This is a genomic window from Paucibacter sp. JuS9 (genome assembly GCF_044043925.2).
GTDB lineage: Bacteria > Pseudomonadota > Gammaproteobacteria > Burkholderiales > Burkholderiaceae_C > JAUASW01.
The window spans coordinates 2,930,846-2,944,203 of record NZ_CP194172.1 but is presented as its reverse complement, the minus strand read 5'-3'; the positions used below and the strand labels follow the sequence as shown (position 1 = coordinate 2,944,203).

Annotated in this window: 14 protein-coding genes; 8 read left to right on the top strand and 6 right to left on the bottom strand. The window is 63.3% G+C overall.

What is annotated here, in order from left to right; genetic code table 11:
- Nucleotides 1-180: 180 nt before the first annotated feature.
- Nucleotides 181-720, top strand: a complete 540-nt coding sequence (gene ppa / locus ABT392_RS13180; RefSeq protein ID WP_395385576.1) for an inorganic diphosphatase — start codon at nucleotides 181-183, stop codon at nucleotides 718-720.
- Nucleotides 721-765: 45 nt separating this feature from the next.
- On the opposite strand, the gene ABT392_RS13175 is transcribed toward ppa, so the two are convergent.
- Entirely contained in the window at nucleotides 766-1,953 is a 1,188-nt protein-coding gene (locus ABT392_RS13175; protein WP_395385577.1) for a GNAT family N-acetyltransferase, read from the bottom strand.
- 10 nt (nucleotides 1,954-1,963) lie between these two features.
- Here ABT392_RS13175 and ABT392_RS13170 point away from each other — a divergent pair, with 10 nt between their 5' ends.
- Nucleotides 1,964-3,646, top strand: a complete 1,683-nt coding sequence (locus ABT392_RS13170; RefSeq protein WP_395385578.1) for an NAD+ synthase — start codon at nucleotides 1,964-1,966, stop codon at nucleotides 3,644-3,646.
- 40 nt (nucleotides 3,647-3,686) lie between these two features.
- Nucleotides 3,687-4,025 (top strand): P-II family nitrogen regulator, encoded by a 339-nt coding sequence (locus ABT392_RS13165; protein WP_233369985.1) that lies wholly within the window; start codon nucleotides 3,687-3,689, stop codon nucleotides 4,023-4,025.
- A 4-nt stretch (nucleotides 4,026-4,029) separates the two neighbouring features.
- Here the strand turns inward: ABT392_RS13165 and ABT392_RS13160 are convergent, their stop codons facing one another.
- The 5 genes from ABT392_RS13160 to ABT392_RS13140 are packed head-to-tail and all read right to left on the bottom strand — an operon-like array spanning nucleotide 4,030 to nucleotide 6,760.
- Nucleotides 4,030-4,410 carry a diacylglycerol kinase gene (locus ABT392_RS13160; RefSeq protein WP_334276292.1) on the bottom strand — a complete coding sequence of 127 codons (381 nt, stop codon included), beginning with the start codon at nucleotides 4,408-4,410 and terminating at the stop codon, nucleotides 4,030-4,032.
- Nucleotides 4,407-4,916: an RDD family protein gene (locus ABT392_RS13155; RefSeq protein ID WP_334276291.1), complete on the bottom strand. Its 510-nt coding sequence runs from the start codon at nucleotides 4,914-4,916 to the stop codon at nucleotides 4,407-4,409. The genes ABT392_RS13160 and ABT392_RS13155 overlap by 4 nt, the downstream gene beginning before the upstream one ends.
- Nucleotides 4,913-5,692, bottom strand: coding sequence for a DUF3106 domain-containing protein (locus tag ABT392_RS13150; protein WP_334276290.1), 780 nt, complete (start codon nucleotides 5,690-5,692; stop codon nucleotides 4,913-4,915). Before ABT392_RS13150 ends, ABT392_RS13155 begins: the two co-directional genes overlap by 4 nt.
- Nucleotides 5,693-5,705: 13 nt before the next feature.
- The gene (locus ABT392_RS13145; protein WP_334276289.1) at nucleotides 5,706-6,197 is read right to left on the bottom strand and encodes a DUF3619 family protein; all 492 of its coding nucleotides are present in this window, start codon (nucleotides 6,195-6,197) and stop codon (nucleotides 5,706-5,708) included.
- On the bottom strand, nucleotides 6,194-6,760 hold the full coding sequence (locus ABT392_RS13140) for an RNA polymerase sigma factor (protein WP_282823717.1): 567 nt from the start codon (nucleotides 6,758-6,760) through the stop codon (nucleotides 6,194-6,196). Before ABT392_RS13140 ends, ABT392_RS13145 begins: the two co-directional genes overlap by 4 nt.
- Before the next feature lie 255 nt (nucleotides 6,761-7,015).
- Here ABT392_RS13140 and ABT392_RS13135 point away from each other — a divergent pair, with 255 nt between their 5' ends.
- The 5 genes from ABT392_RS13135 (at nucleotide 7,016) to leuA (ending at nucleotide 13,354) form a co-directional block, all read left to right on the top strand.
- Entirely contained in the window at nucleotides 7,016-8,806 is a 1,791-nt protein-coding gene (locus ABT392_RS13135; protein WP_334276287.1) for an acetolactate synthase 3 catalytic subunit, read from the top strand.
- 164 nt (nucleotides 8,807-8,970) lie between these two features.
- Nucleotides 8,971-9,462, top strand: coding sequence for an acetolactate synthase small subunit (ilvN, locus tag ABT392_RS13130; RefSeq protein ID WP_334276286.1), 492 nt, complete (start codon nucleotides 8,971-8,973; stop codon nucleotides 9,460-9,462).
- A 48-nt stretch (nucleotides 9,463-9,510) separates the two neighbouring features.
- Nucleotides 9,511-10,527, top strand: a complete 1,017-nt coding sequence (gene ilvC, locus ABT392_RS13125) for a ketol-acid reductoisomerase (protein WP_334276285.1) — start codon at nucleotides 9,511-9,513, stop codon at nucleotides 10,525-10,527.
- An 80-nt stretch (nucleotides 10,528-10,607) separates the two neighbouring features.
- Complete coding sequence (gene pssA / locus ABT392_RS13120; RefSeq protein WP_334276284.1) at nucleotides 10,608-11,447, top strand: CDP-diacylglycerol--serine O-phosphatidyltransferase; 840 nt, start codon at nucleotides 10,608-10,610, stop codon at nucleotides 11,445-11,447.
- Between the two features lie 218 nt (nucleotides 11,448-11,665).
- On the top strand, nucleotides 11,666-13,354 hold the full coding sequence (leuA, locus tag ABT392_RS13115) for a 2-isopropylmalate synthase (RefSeq protein WP_334276283.1): 1,689 nt from the start codon (nucleotides 11,666-11,668) through the stop codon (nucleotides 13,352-13,354).
- Nucleotides 13,355-13,358: the final 4 nt, after the last annotated feature.

Here is a 13,358-nt window from a genome sequence, read left to right as displayed (position 1 = left end):
TTCCGCCCAAGTCAGAGGGCCGCCAGGTCGCTCGGGGCATGCTAAGGAAGGGGCCCGTTTTGCGGGCTGCGTATTTACCAGCGAAATGCGGGTAAACGAGATTGGGAATGCGCGGCGTCAGGACAGGGCAAGCGGGCACCGTAGAATTCGGGTTTCCCCTGGCATTACAGAAGAACCGCGATGAGCCTGCACAACGTGACCCCCGGCGCCAAGGCGCCCGAGCAATTCAACGTCGTCATCGAGATCCCGATGAACGCCGATCCGATCAAGTACGAAGTGGACAAGGAAAGCGGCGCACTCTTCGTCGACCGCTTCATGACCACGGCCATGCACTATCCGTGCAACTACGGCTACATCCCGCGCACCTTGTCGGACGACGGCGATCCGGTCGACGTGCTGGTGATCACGCCCTTCGCGCTGACCCCGGGCGTGGTGGTGACCTGCCGCGCCATCGGCGTGCTGAAGATGGATGACGAAGCCGGTGGCGACGCCAAGCTGCTGGCCGTGCCCACATCGAAGATCCTGCCGATCTACGACCACTGGCAGAAGCCCGAAGACATCAACCAGATGCGCCTGAGGGCCATCCAGCATTTCTTCGAGCACTACAAGGACCTGGAGCCTGGCAAGTGGGTCAAGGTGCAGGGCTGGGAAGGCCCCGAGTCGGCCAGGGCCGAGATCGTCGCCGGCCTGGAGAACTACGCGAAGACGCAGCAGAAGTGATCTGCTTTCGCCCTGAACGTCAAAGCGCCCCTCGAGGGCGCTTTTCTATTTCGGGCTCTGGGCGCTGGTTCCAGCCTTGAAGGGCTGGTGCTCTTCCAGCTCGTTCACGTAGCCGCGCATGGCCTGACCCTCCCGAGCCAGGAACTCGGCCACGGCATCACTGAAGTCGGGATGCGCCAGCCAGTGTGACGACTGCGTTGGCACCGGCAAGAGCCCGCGCGCCATCTTGTGCTCGCCCTGGGCGCCGCCCTCGAAGCGGCGGTAGCCGTGCTCGATGCACCAGGCCAGGGGCTGGTAGTAGCAGGCATCGAAATGCAGGCAGGGGATTTGCTCGATGGCGCCCCAGTAGCGGCCGAAGGCGGCGCCGCGCTCTGGGTCCAGCGCGAGCAGTGACGCCGCAATCGGCACACCATCACGCATGGCGATGAAGAGCAGCCAGTTTGCCGCCATCGTTTCGCTCATCAGGCGGAAGAAATCTCGCGTCAGGTAGGGCGTGCTGTGGTGCGCTCTGTAGGTGAGCTGGTAGCAGTGGTAGAAGAAGTCCCAAGCCTGTTCAGTGATTGCCGGGCCCTCGAGGGTTTTGAAGCTCACGCCGGCCTCGCGCACGCGACGCTGCTCCTGCTGGATCTTCTTGCGCTTGTCACGCTGCAGCGCGGCGAGGAAGTCCTGGAAATCGACGAAGGGTTCGGGCACGCGCTGTGTCCAGTGGAACTGCACGCCCTCGCGTTGCAGCCACGCATGGTCGGTGGCGGCCTGATGGTCTTGTGGCGCGCCGAAAAGCAGGTGGATGGACGACAGGCCCTGCTGTTCCGCGAGCGCTTGAAGGGCCTGGACTAGGAGGGCGCGCGTCTCTTCATTGCGGGCCAGCAGCCGGCTGCCCGGTACCGGCGTGAAGGGCACGGCCACCAGCAGCTTGGGGTAGTACTCGAGGCCATGACGGCGGTAGGCATCGGCCCAGGCCCAGTCGAATACATACTCGCCGTAGCTGTGTGATTTCAACCAGACGGGGCAGGCCGCCAGCAGCTCATCGCCTTCCCAGATGCCGATGAACTGCGGCTGCCACCCGGTGTCCGCCGTGGCGCTGCGGGATTGGTGCAGCGCCTGCAGGTACTCCAGCCGCATGAAGGGCGTGGGCTGCGCCTGCGTTGCAAGCAAGGCGTTCCATGCAGGAATTGCCAATTCGCCCGGGTCGGCTTGAACCCGGATGACATAATTCTCTGGCCTAGTTTTCATGCCCTCATCCATGTCCCTGAAAGTCGCGCTGGCGCAAATCAATGTCACCGTCGGTGACCTCGCAGGCAATGCCGGCAAGATCGTGGAATGGGGCCGTCGCGCGCATGCGGCCGGCGCTCGCCTGCTGCTCACGCCTGAGCTGAGCCTGTGCGGCTATCCGCCAGAAGACCTGCTCCTGCGCCCGGCCTTCATCGAAGCCTGCGACGAGGCCTTGAAAGGCATTGCGACGGCCTTGGCCGATTGTGAGGGCTTGCATGTCGTGGTCGGTCATCCGTATCAACGCGAGGGCGATCTTAGGTCGCGCAGCCTGAGCGTGCTGCGCCGCTTCAATGCGGCCTCGCTGCTGGCAGGGGGACAGGTCTTGCGCACGTACTGCAAGCGCGAGTTGCCGAACTACCAGGTCTTCGACGAGCGCCGCTATTTCGTCTCGGGCCGCGACGCGGGCGAGGAGCCGCTGGTGTTTGAGGTCGAGGGTCGGCGCTTCGGTGTGCTGATCTGCGAAGACGCCTGGTTCGATGAGCCCGCGCGCGCAGCGAAGGCGGCGGGGGCCGAAGTGTTGTGCGTGCTGAACGCATCGCCTTTCCACGTTGGCAAGGTCGAGGAGCGGGAGCAGCGCATGGCTGAGCGGTCGCGCGATGTCGGGCTGCCCCTGCTGTACTCGCATCTGGTTGGCGGCCAGGATGAGGTGGTCTTCGATGGCGCTTCGTTCGCAGTGGGCCGCGATGGGCGCGTGGCCGCGCGCGCTCCGATGTTCGAAGAGGCGATGCCGCTGATCGAATTCGACGCACAAGCGACGCCTTCCGGCGAGCTCGTGCCGGTGCCTGAGTTGGAAGCGCAGGTCTGGGGCGCCCTGGTGCTCGGCGTGCGCGACTATCTCGGCAAGAACGGTTTCCCGGGCGCCTTGATCGGGCTTTCCGGAGGTATTGACTCGGCCCTGGTGCTGGCCATCGCCGTCGATGCGCTGGGCGCAGACAAGGTGCGCACGGTGATGATGCCGTCGCCCTATACGGCCGATATTTCCTGGATTGATGCGCGCGACATGGCCGAGCGCCTGGGCGTGCGCTACGACGAAAAATCCATCGTGCCGATGTTCGAGGCCTTCAACGCGACGCTGGCTGACGAGTTCACAGGCCTGCCGCTCGATGCCACCGAGGAGAACATCCAGGCACGCATCCGCGGCACGCTCCTGATGGCCCTGTCCAACAAGTTTGGCTCCATTGTCCTGACTACCGGTAACAAGAGCGAGATGGCGACCGGCTATTGCACGCTGTACGGCGACATGGCCGGTGGTTTCGCGGTGATCAAGGATGTGGCCAAGACCCTGGTGTTCCGCCTCGCCACGTGGAAGAACCAACAGCCGACGAAGCGGGCAGACGGGACCATCGGCCCAGTCATTCCCGAGCGCATCATCACGCGGCCGCCTTCGGCTGAATTGCGTCCGGATCAAAAGGACCAGGACAGCCTGCCGCCCTATGAGGTGCTGGATGCCATCCTGGCGATGTACATGGAAGAAGACCGCTCGATCAGCGACATCGTGGCGGCCGGCTATGCCGCTGCCGACGTCGAGCGGGTCACGCGGCTGATCAAGCTCAACGAGTACAAGCGCCGCCAGTCGCCCGTGGGCATCCGCATCACGCACCGGGCCTTCGGACGCGACTGGCGCTACCCGATCACGTCCAGGTTCCGTGCTTAAATCAGGGTCAACACACAGCCATTTGCCGGAGCGCAGCACCATGAAGCAGATCACCGCCATCATCAAACCCTTCAAGCTTGACGAAGTGCGCGAAGCGCTGGCCGAGGTGGGCGCTTCCGGCCTGACGGTCACCGAGGTCAAGGGCTTCGGACGCCAGAAGGGTCATACCGAGCTCTATCGCGGTGCAGAGTACGTGGTCGACTTTCTGCCCAAGGTGAAGGTCGAGGTCGTGGTCAAGGACGATGAGGTCGACCGCTGCATCGATGCGATCCTGAAGGCCGCCAAGACCGGCAAGATCGGCGACGGCAAGATCTTCGTCACGCCGGTGGAGCAAGTGGTGCGCATCCGCACCGGAGAGACGGACGAAGCGGCCGTTTAAGGCCCTATTGGGCAAGGCGCTGCCACAGCGCCGTGCCCCAGATGCCGCCGCACAGCGTCAGCGCGATGAAGACCGCAGCGCTGCCAATGTCCTTGGCGCGCTTGGATAGTTCATGACGGTCGAACGAGATGCGGTCGATGGCCGCCTCCACCGCCGAATTCAGCAGCTCCACGATCAGGAGCAGCGCGAGGCAGCCCAGCAGCAGAGCGATCTCGACCCAGCTTTGCCCCAGCCAGAAGGCAACGGGCGTCGCAACGACACACAGCCAGGTCTCTTGCCGGAAAGCGCTCTCGCCCGTGTACGCGGCGCGCAGGCCTTCCATCGAATAGCCGGCCGCGTGGATGATGCGGTCGATGCCGGTGCGGCCCTTGTGTGGATTGCTCATCGCTTCACTGGGAGTTGGGTGACCAGGCGCGTTCCGCAGACGACATCGTGCAAGAACTGTTGGCCCGGCAAGACCTTGGCGAGCAGCGCGTAGGCGAGAACGCCGAGCGTGCCAACGCACAGGACGGCGGCCATTCCCAGACCATGCTGACGCAATTGCAGGGTCGACATGACCGGCAAGAGCCACCATGCGTAGGACAGGAGGTGGCGCGCCAAGGCCTGGGCGAAGGTCAGTGGCGAACCGTCAAGCCGCTCCACCTTGATGTGCCAGGTCTTCATGGCGAGCGTCTGGCCGCTCCTGGTCCAGAAAAACACAAAGTAGGAGGCGAAGCCCAAGGCCTCCACCGCCATCAAGCCTACCCGGTAGTCCATGGCGTTGCGTTGGCCAACGAGCGGTGAGAAGACCAGAGCCGTGACGACGGCTACACCGAACAACAGCAGGCCTTCATAGACAAAGCAGGCCATCCGACGGGCAATGCCCGGCAGGCTTGGGGTCGGCTCGCTCATTGCGCAGGGGCCGAGGAGGGCTTGGGCAGCAGGGTTTTCGGATCGACCAGGCTCGGGTCGGCGATCAGCTTGGGCATGCCAGGCATTTGATGGCGGGGGGGCGTAGGCGTCTGCGTGATCAGCACGGTGGTGGCGCCGGGCTTGGCTTGCAGCACCGACGGCGCAACCGGGCGACCAGTGGGCGTGGCCGGGGCGGCGGGCACCAGATTGGACTTGGAGCCTGCACCAGCGCCGGGCGTTGTGGCCGGCGCGCTGGCCTTCTGGGCGACCTTGAGTGCTGCTTTGTCAGCCAGTTCCTGCCGACGCTCAGGCGGCAGCGATTGGTAGGCTTCCCATTTGGCCTGGCGGTCATCGGCCTTGATCTGCTGGACACCCTTGTAGCCGAAGCGGGCCTGCTGGCGCTCCGCCACAGTCATGTGAGCCCATTCCCCCATTCTTTGCTGGATGCGAGCTTGCTCTTCGGCCGGCAGCGTGCCGTAGCGGCCGGCGACTTCCAACCACTTGCCCTGGCTGGCCGGGTCCAGGCTGTCCCAGTCCTTTTGCAGGGGCGCGAGCACGCGCTGGTAGCTCGCCGCCAAACCCTGCCAGCGTCCGCCGGCATTGGGTGCGGGCTTGCTTGCATGGCTGACGGGCTTGGGCGCTGCGACGCTGGAAGGGGCAGCCTCAGGCGCCGAAGCCGCCTCGGCTTGCGCCAGGGCGGCTTCAGAGACGGCGACGCTCAGCAGCAGGGCGAAAGAGGGGATGAGGAACCGGTGTGCCAGCGGCCGACGGGTCATAGGGTGGGGCTCGTCACTCTTGTTTTGGTTGTTGTTGCTGCTGCGGCTGTTGCTGCGGCGCTTGTTGCTGGTCTTCCTGCAAGTATTCGCGGAAGCCAGGGTCGCTGTAGGCGGCAGGTGGCAGTTTATCGGCCAACAGCGCGGTGTCGACCTCGGCGGCCGCGGTGATCTGCTCGTACCACTCGCTCTGCTGGATCAGCAGCAGGCCGGCAGCCAGCACGATCAGCGGCAACAGTGTTGCCAGCTTGAGCCAACGTGGCGAGCGGCCGTTGCCAGCCAGCGCCATGGAGCCACCGCCGACATCCATCGCCTGCAGCACGGTCGCTGCCGCCAGAGCGCGCTCGCGGCGCGCCTTGGTCAGTGCTTGCTCTCGCGCAAAGCGAAGCCGTTCAGTGATGTCAACCGGGAGGCCGGAGGCTTGCTTGTCGAGCCCGGCCGTCACGCGCTGCGCAAAGCGCGAGACCGCTTGATCCGGGTCCTGAGGCGTTTGGCTTGACTGGTTCATAGCGTGATTCCCTTGGCTTTCAGCGATTTCGCGAGCGAATGCACGGCTCGTGAACAATGTGTCTTTACACTGCCCTCGGAACAGCCCATGACGGAAGCTGTCTCGGCGACATCGAATTCTTCCCAGTAACGCAAGAGAAATGCTTCGCGTTGACGGGCGGGCAATTCAGCGACTTCCGCTTCGATCACCTGCAAGATCTGGGCCTTGGAAACCTCGTCGGCCGCACTGAGTGCGCCCATGGCGCCATCGCCAGTTTCCAGTGATTCAAGCAGATTGAAGTCGTCGTCGGGATCCCCGGACTCGAAGTCCGACATGTTCGACATGACCGCTCTGCGAACTTTCTGACGACGGAAATAGTCCATCGTCGCGTTCGACAGGATGCGCTGGAACAGCAGCGGCAGTTCCTCGGCCGGGCGGTCGAAGTATTTCTCGGCCAGCTTGATCATCGCGTCCTGCACGATGTCCAGCGCCGCATCGTCGTCGCGAACCATGTACGCCGTGCGCTTGAAGGCACGGCGGTCGACGCTGCGAAGGAAGTCGTTCAGTTCTTTATCGGTGGCCAAGGGAATTCGGGCAGGGGACCCAGCACTGGCAAAGGGTGGCGATTATTGCATTGCGAAGGCTCACCCTAGGGAATGCGAGGGGGTGTCAGCAATTCTGTGCATAATGCTGCTTCGCACAATGAGTTTTTGGTCTCAAGCTGGCCGCCCGACCGGGGCGCCTCGTTTCTGATCGCGCAGGTTCCGAATCCACCTCACGAGGGTGCGAGAAGGAGCACCGATGGTTTTTCGTTAGAGAAATTCACAAAGGTTCGAAAAATGGACATGTCTGCCGCGGACATCAAGCGTGCAGCGACCGTGGATGGTCGCGCACAGCCGCAAATCAATTCCCCCTCCTCGGAGCCGAACGGCTCTGAAATTCTTGTTCGTTGCCTTCAGGCTGAAGGGGTCCAGTACCTCTGGGGCTATCCGGGCGGCGCAGTGCTGTATATCTACGACGCACTGTACAAACAGGACACCATCCAGCACGTCCTGGTACGCCATGAGCAGGCCGCCGTCCATGCCGCTGATGGCTATGCCCGCGCGACAGGCGATGTTGGCGTTGCCCTGGTGACCTCGGGTCCAGGCGTGACCAATGCCATCACAGGCATTGCCACCGCCTACATGGATTCGATCCCCATGGTGATCATCACCGGCCAGGTGCCGACGCCGGCGATCGGGTTGGACGCCTTCCAGGAATGCGACACCGTGGGCATCACGCGTCCCATCGTCAAGCACAACTTCCTGGTGAAGGACGTGCGCGACCTGGCTGTCACGCTCAAGAAGGCCTTCCACATCGCCCGTACCGGCCGTCCTGGCCCGGTGGTGGTGGACATCCCCAAGGACGTTTCCCAGGCTAAGGCCCATTTCCAGTACCCCACGCATGTGGAGATGCGCTCCTACAACCCGGTGCGCAAGGGCCATTCGGGCCAGATCCGTAAGGCGGTGCAGTTGCTGATGCAGGCCAAGCGGCCCTACATCTACACCGGCGGCGGCGTGATCCTCGGCGAGGCTTCGAAAGAGCTGCGCGAGCTGGTCGAGTTGCTGGGCTACCCCTGCACGAATACGCTGATGGGCCTGGGCGCCATGCCCGCGAGTGACCCGCGCTTCCTCGGCATGCTGGGCATGCATGGCACGTATGAAGCCAACATGACCATGCAGAACTGCGATGTGCTGCTGGCCGTGGGCGCGCGCTTCGACGACCGTGTGATCGGCAACCCGAAACACTTCGGTTCCGTGGAGCGCAAGATCATCCACGTGGACATCGATCCTTCCTCGATCTCCAAGCGCGTGCGCGTGGACATCCCCATCGTCGGCGACGTGAAGGATGTGCTGCAGGAGTTGATCCATCAGATCAAGGAGGCGCAAGCCCGCCCTGATTCAAACGCGATCAATGCCTGGTGGAGCCAGATCAATGAATGGCGCCGCCGCGACTGCCTGGCCTACAAGCATTCCGACGAAGTCATCAAGCCGCAGATGGTGGTCGAGACGCTCTGGAACCTGACCAAGGACAGCGACACCTACATCACGTCGGACGTTGGCCAGCACCAGATGTGGGCTGCGCAGTTCTATCGCTTCGAGCAGCCGCGCCGCTGGATCAATTCCGGTGGTCTGGGCACCATGGGCGTCGGCCTGCCCTACGCCATGGGCATCAAGCTGGCCAAACCGGATGCAGACGTGTTTTGCATCACCGGCGAAGGCTCGATCCAGATGTGCATCCAGGAGCTGTCGACCTGCAAGCAGTACAACACGCCGGTCAAGGTCGTGTCGCTGAACAACCGCTACCTCGGCATGGTGCGTCAGTGGCAGGAGCTGGACTACGGCAAGCGCTACTCGCACAGCTACATGGAAGCGCTGCCGGACTTCGTCAAGCTGGCTGAGGCCTATGGCCATGTGGGCCTGCTGGTCGAGAAGCCCGGTGATGTCGAGGGTGCGCTGCGCGAAGCGAAGCGCCTGAAGGACCGCACGGTCTTCCTGGACATCCGCACCGATCCGACCGAGAACGTCTGGCCCATGGTCCAGGCGGGCAAGGGCATCTCGGAAATGCTGCTGGGCTCCGAAGACCTGTGAGGCGCTGAAGCTGCCGAGCGATCCTGGCGTTACCGCGCCAGCGTCGACCCGGCGGCAGACGTGCCGCTCAGCGGACCACCCAGCAATCCCACCATCGAAGAGCGTGGCCAAGAGCCGTCGGTTACCGCCGCCGGCTTGAAGAGCGCGAAGGACGAAGATTCATCATGAGACACATCATTGCTTTGCTCATCGAGAACGAACCAGGTGCGCTGTCGCGCGTCGTGGCCTTGTTCTCGGCACGCGGCTACAACATTGAAAGCCTGACCGTGGCGCCGACCGAGGATCCCTCGCTGTCGCGCATGACCATCGTCACCACCGGCTCGGACGAGGTGATCGAGCAGATCACCAAGCACCTGAACCGCCTCATCGAGGTGGTCAAGGTCGTCGACCTGACCGAAGGCAACTACACCGAGCGCGAGCTCATGCTGATCAAGGTGCGCGCGGTCGGCAAGGAGCGTGAAGAGATGAAGCGCACCGCCGACATCTTTCGCGGCCGCATCATCGACGTGACCGAGAAGACCTACACGATCGAATTGACCGGCGACGCCGAAAAGCTCGATGCCTTCATCGTTGCGATTGATCGCGCCGCCATTCTCGAGACGGTGCGTACCGGCGCCAGCGGCATCGGCCGCGGCGAGCGGATTCTCCGCGTCTGAACGATTTCCCTACCCAACACCCTGAACCGATTTTTCCTGGAGACCGACATGAACGTTTATTACGACAAGGACGCTGATCTGAGCCTGATCAAGGGCAAGAACGTCACCATCATCGGCTACGGCTCACAAGGCCACGCCCATGCGCAAAACCTGAACGACAGCGGCGTCAAGGTCACCGTCGGTCTGCGCCGTGGCGGCGCCTCCTGGGCCAAGGCCGAGAACGCCGGCCTGAAGGTCGCCGAGATCGCTGAAGCCGTGAAGGCGGCCGACGTGGTCATGATCCTGCTGCCGGACGAGCAGATCGCCAGCGTCTACCAGGCTGAAGTCGAACCCAACATCAAGCAGGGCGCTTCGCTGGCCTTCGCTCACGGCTTCAACGTCCACTACGGCCAGGTCACGCCGCGTGCCGACCTGGATGTCTGGATGGTCGCTCCCAAGGCACCTGGCCACACGGTGCGCGGCACCTACACGCAAGGTGGCGGCGTGCCGCACCTGATCGCCGTCTATGCCGACAAGACCGGCAAGGCGCGTGACCTGGCCCTGTCCTACGCTTCCGCCAACGGCGGCGGCAAGGCCGGCATCATCGAGACCAACTTCCGCGAAGAAACCGAGACCGACCTGTTCGGCGAGCAAGCCGTGCTGTGCGGTGGCGCCGTCGAGCTGATCAAGGCCGGTTTCGAGACGCTGACCGAAGCCGGCTACGCGCCCGAGATGGCCTACTTCGAGTGCCTGCATGAGCTGAAGCTGATCGTCGACCTGATCTATGAAGGCGGTATCGCCAACATGAACTACTCGATCTCGAACAACGCCGAATACGGCGAGTACGTGACCGGCCCCAAGGTCGTGACTTCGGCCACCAAGGACGCGATGCGCCAGTGCCTGAAGGACATCCAGACCGGCGAGTACGCCAAGAGCTTCATCCTCGAGAACAAGGCTGGCGCGCCGACCCTGCTGTCGCGCCGCCGCCTGACGGCCGAGCACCCGATCGAGCAGGTCGGCGAGAAGCTGCGCGCGATGATGCCCTGGATCAAGAAGAACCGTCTGGTGGACCAGTCCAAGAACTGAGTTTGCCTCTCTAGCGAAAGCCGCACCGCCCCAGGGCCGTGCGGCTTTTTTACTGGGACGCTGTTGTATCCTCCCGCACCATGACCGATCCGAAACTCAATGCCCCGTCCGATGTGGATGACGACGACGTCGATGCGCCCGTTCGGCCACGCCGCAAGGGCATCTACATCCTGCCCAACCTGTTCACTCTGGCGGCGCTGTTCGGCGGCTTCTACGGCATCGTGATGGCGATGAATGGCCGCTTCGAGCAGTCGGCCTATGGCATCTTCTGCGCGATGGTGCTGGACAGCCTGGACGGCCGCGTGGCCCGCATGACCAATACGCAGAGCACGTTTGGCGAGCAGATGGATTCGCTCTCCGACATGGTTTCCTTCGGCGCTGCGCCAGCGCTGATCATGTATGTCTGGGCCCTGCAAGGCCTGGGCAAGCTCGGCTGGATCGCAGCCTTCGTCTATTGCGCTTCGGCGGCACTGCGCCTGGCCCGCTTCAACACGAACATCGGCGTGGTGGACAAGCGCTTCTTCCAGGGCGTGCCCAGCCCCGCAGCGGCGGCGTTGGTGGTTGGCCTCGTATGGGTGATGGACGACGCGGGCTACACGGCCGTGCACACCAACCCGCAGCTGGCCTGGGTGGCCTTCGGCTTCACGCTGTATGCCGGGCTGACCATGGTCACCAACGTGCCGTTCTACAGCTTCAAGGATGTGAGCTTCAAGCGTTCGGTGCCCTTCATCGTGATCGTGGCGATTGCGCTGGGCATCGCGCTGATCAATATCCACCCGCCATCGGTGCTGTTCGGCGTGTTCTGCATCTACGGTGTTTCCGGCTATGTGGTCTACGCCTACCGGCGCATGAAGGGCAAGCCGGTGAGCGTGATTGCCACATCGACCGATGAACCTGATGAACAGGGCCTTCATCGCTGAGCGGTGATCAAAAGCTCTGCTATATTCCAAAGCCATGAAGACGTTTGCCGCTATTGCGCTGCTACTACCAGTCGAACCTCGGGTTCGCTGATCGCGCACGCACGTCCAAAGCGTTTTGATCTCAACGGCCCGTATGCAACCCGCAGCGGGCCGTTTTGCTTGTACATAGTCTGCTGGTTGCAAATCTCGATCCTCTCGATTTGCCAGGAAGCACGACCATGTTGAAGCAGCCGAACACCAAGTACCGCGCCTTTGCCCCCATCGGATTGACCGATCGCACCTGGCCGGACGCCCAGCTGACGCAAGCCCCGATCTGGCTCAGCACCGACCTGCGCGACGGCAACCAGGCGCTGATCGAGCCGATGGATGTGCAGCGCAAGCTGCGCATGTTCGAGATGCTGGTGCGCATCGGTTTCAAGGAAATCGAGGTCGGCTTTCCCTCGGCTTCGCAGACCGACTTCGACTTCGTGCGTCGGCTGATCGAGGAAGACCTGATCCCCGACGATGTGACCATCCAGGTCCTGACGCAGGCGCGTCAGCCCTTGATCGAGCGCACCTTTGAATCGTTGCGTGGCGCGCGCAAAGCCATCGTCCACCTCTACAACGCTTGCGCGCCGGTGATGCGCAAGGTGGTGCTGGGCCTGGACGAAGACCAGATCGTCGAACTGGCCGTGGCGCACACGCAGATGATCCGCCGCATGGCAGACGCGCAGCGTGAGACCGAGATCGGCTTCGAGTACTCGCCCGAGATGTTCTCCGGCACCGAGCTGGCTTTCTCCAAGCGCGTGGTGGACGCGGTGACAGAGGCCTGGGGCGCAACACCCGAGCGCAAGGTCATCATCAACCTGCCGGCCACGGTCGAGCATTCGACGCCCAACATCTTTGCCGACATGGTCGAGTGGATGCACCGCCATGTGGAGCGTCGTGATTCCATCATCCTGTCCATCCATCCGCACAACGACCGCGGCACCGGCACGGCCGCTGCGGAGTTCGCGCTGATGGCGGGCGGTGACCGGATCGAAGGCTGTCTGTTCGGCAGCGGTGAGCGCACGGGCAATGTCGACATCGTCAACATCGCCTTGAATCTGTACACGCAAGGCGTCTCGCCGGAGCTGGATTTCTCTGACATCGACGAAGTGCGCCGCTGCGCCGAGCATTGCACGCAGTTGCCGGTGCATCCGCGTCATCCGTACGCGGGCGACCTGGTCTACACCTCGTTCTCGGGCTCGCACCAGGACGCGATCAAGAAGGCCTTCGCTGCTCGCAAGGAAGGCGATATCTGGGTCATGCCCTATCTGCCGGTGGACCCGAAAGACCTGGGCCGCAGCTACGACGCGGTCATCCGCGTCAACAGCCAGTCGGGCAAGGGCGGCATCTCCTATCTGCTCGAAGCCGAGTACGGCGTGGAGCTGCCGCGTCGCTTGCAGATCGAGTTCAGCCAGGTTGTTCAGGCGGTGATGGACGACAGTGGCAAGGAGCTCAGTGCGGCTGACATCTGGGGCATCTTCGACCGCGAGTACGGCATCAGCGAAGGCCCTGCCCTGAATCCGGTCACGAGCGAGGTGGGCGCGGGCCGAGTGAGCCTGCGCGCCCAGGCTGATCTGGGTGTTCGGCGCGTGCAGGTGCAAGGCGAGGGCACCGGCCCGATCGATGCCTTCATCAATGGCCTGAACGCGCACCTTGCTTCGGCCGTGCGCGTGCTGGATTATCACGAGCATTCCATCGGCAGTGGTGCGGACGCCAAGGCCGTGGCCTATCTGGAGCTGCGTGTCGGTGATGCGCTGACGGTGTTTGGCGTGGGCATCGATGCCAATATCGTGTCCGCCTCGCTGAAGGCCATTGCGTCCGGCTTGCGCCGAGCCGCGCAGCGCGGTCATCTGAAATTCAACGCCAACGTGGCAGCCTGAGGAG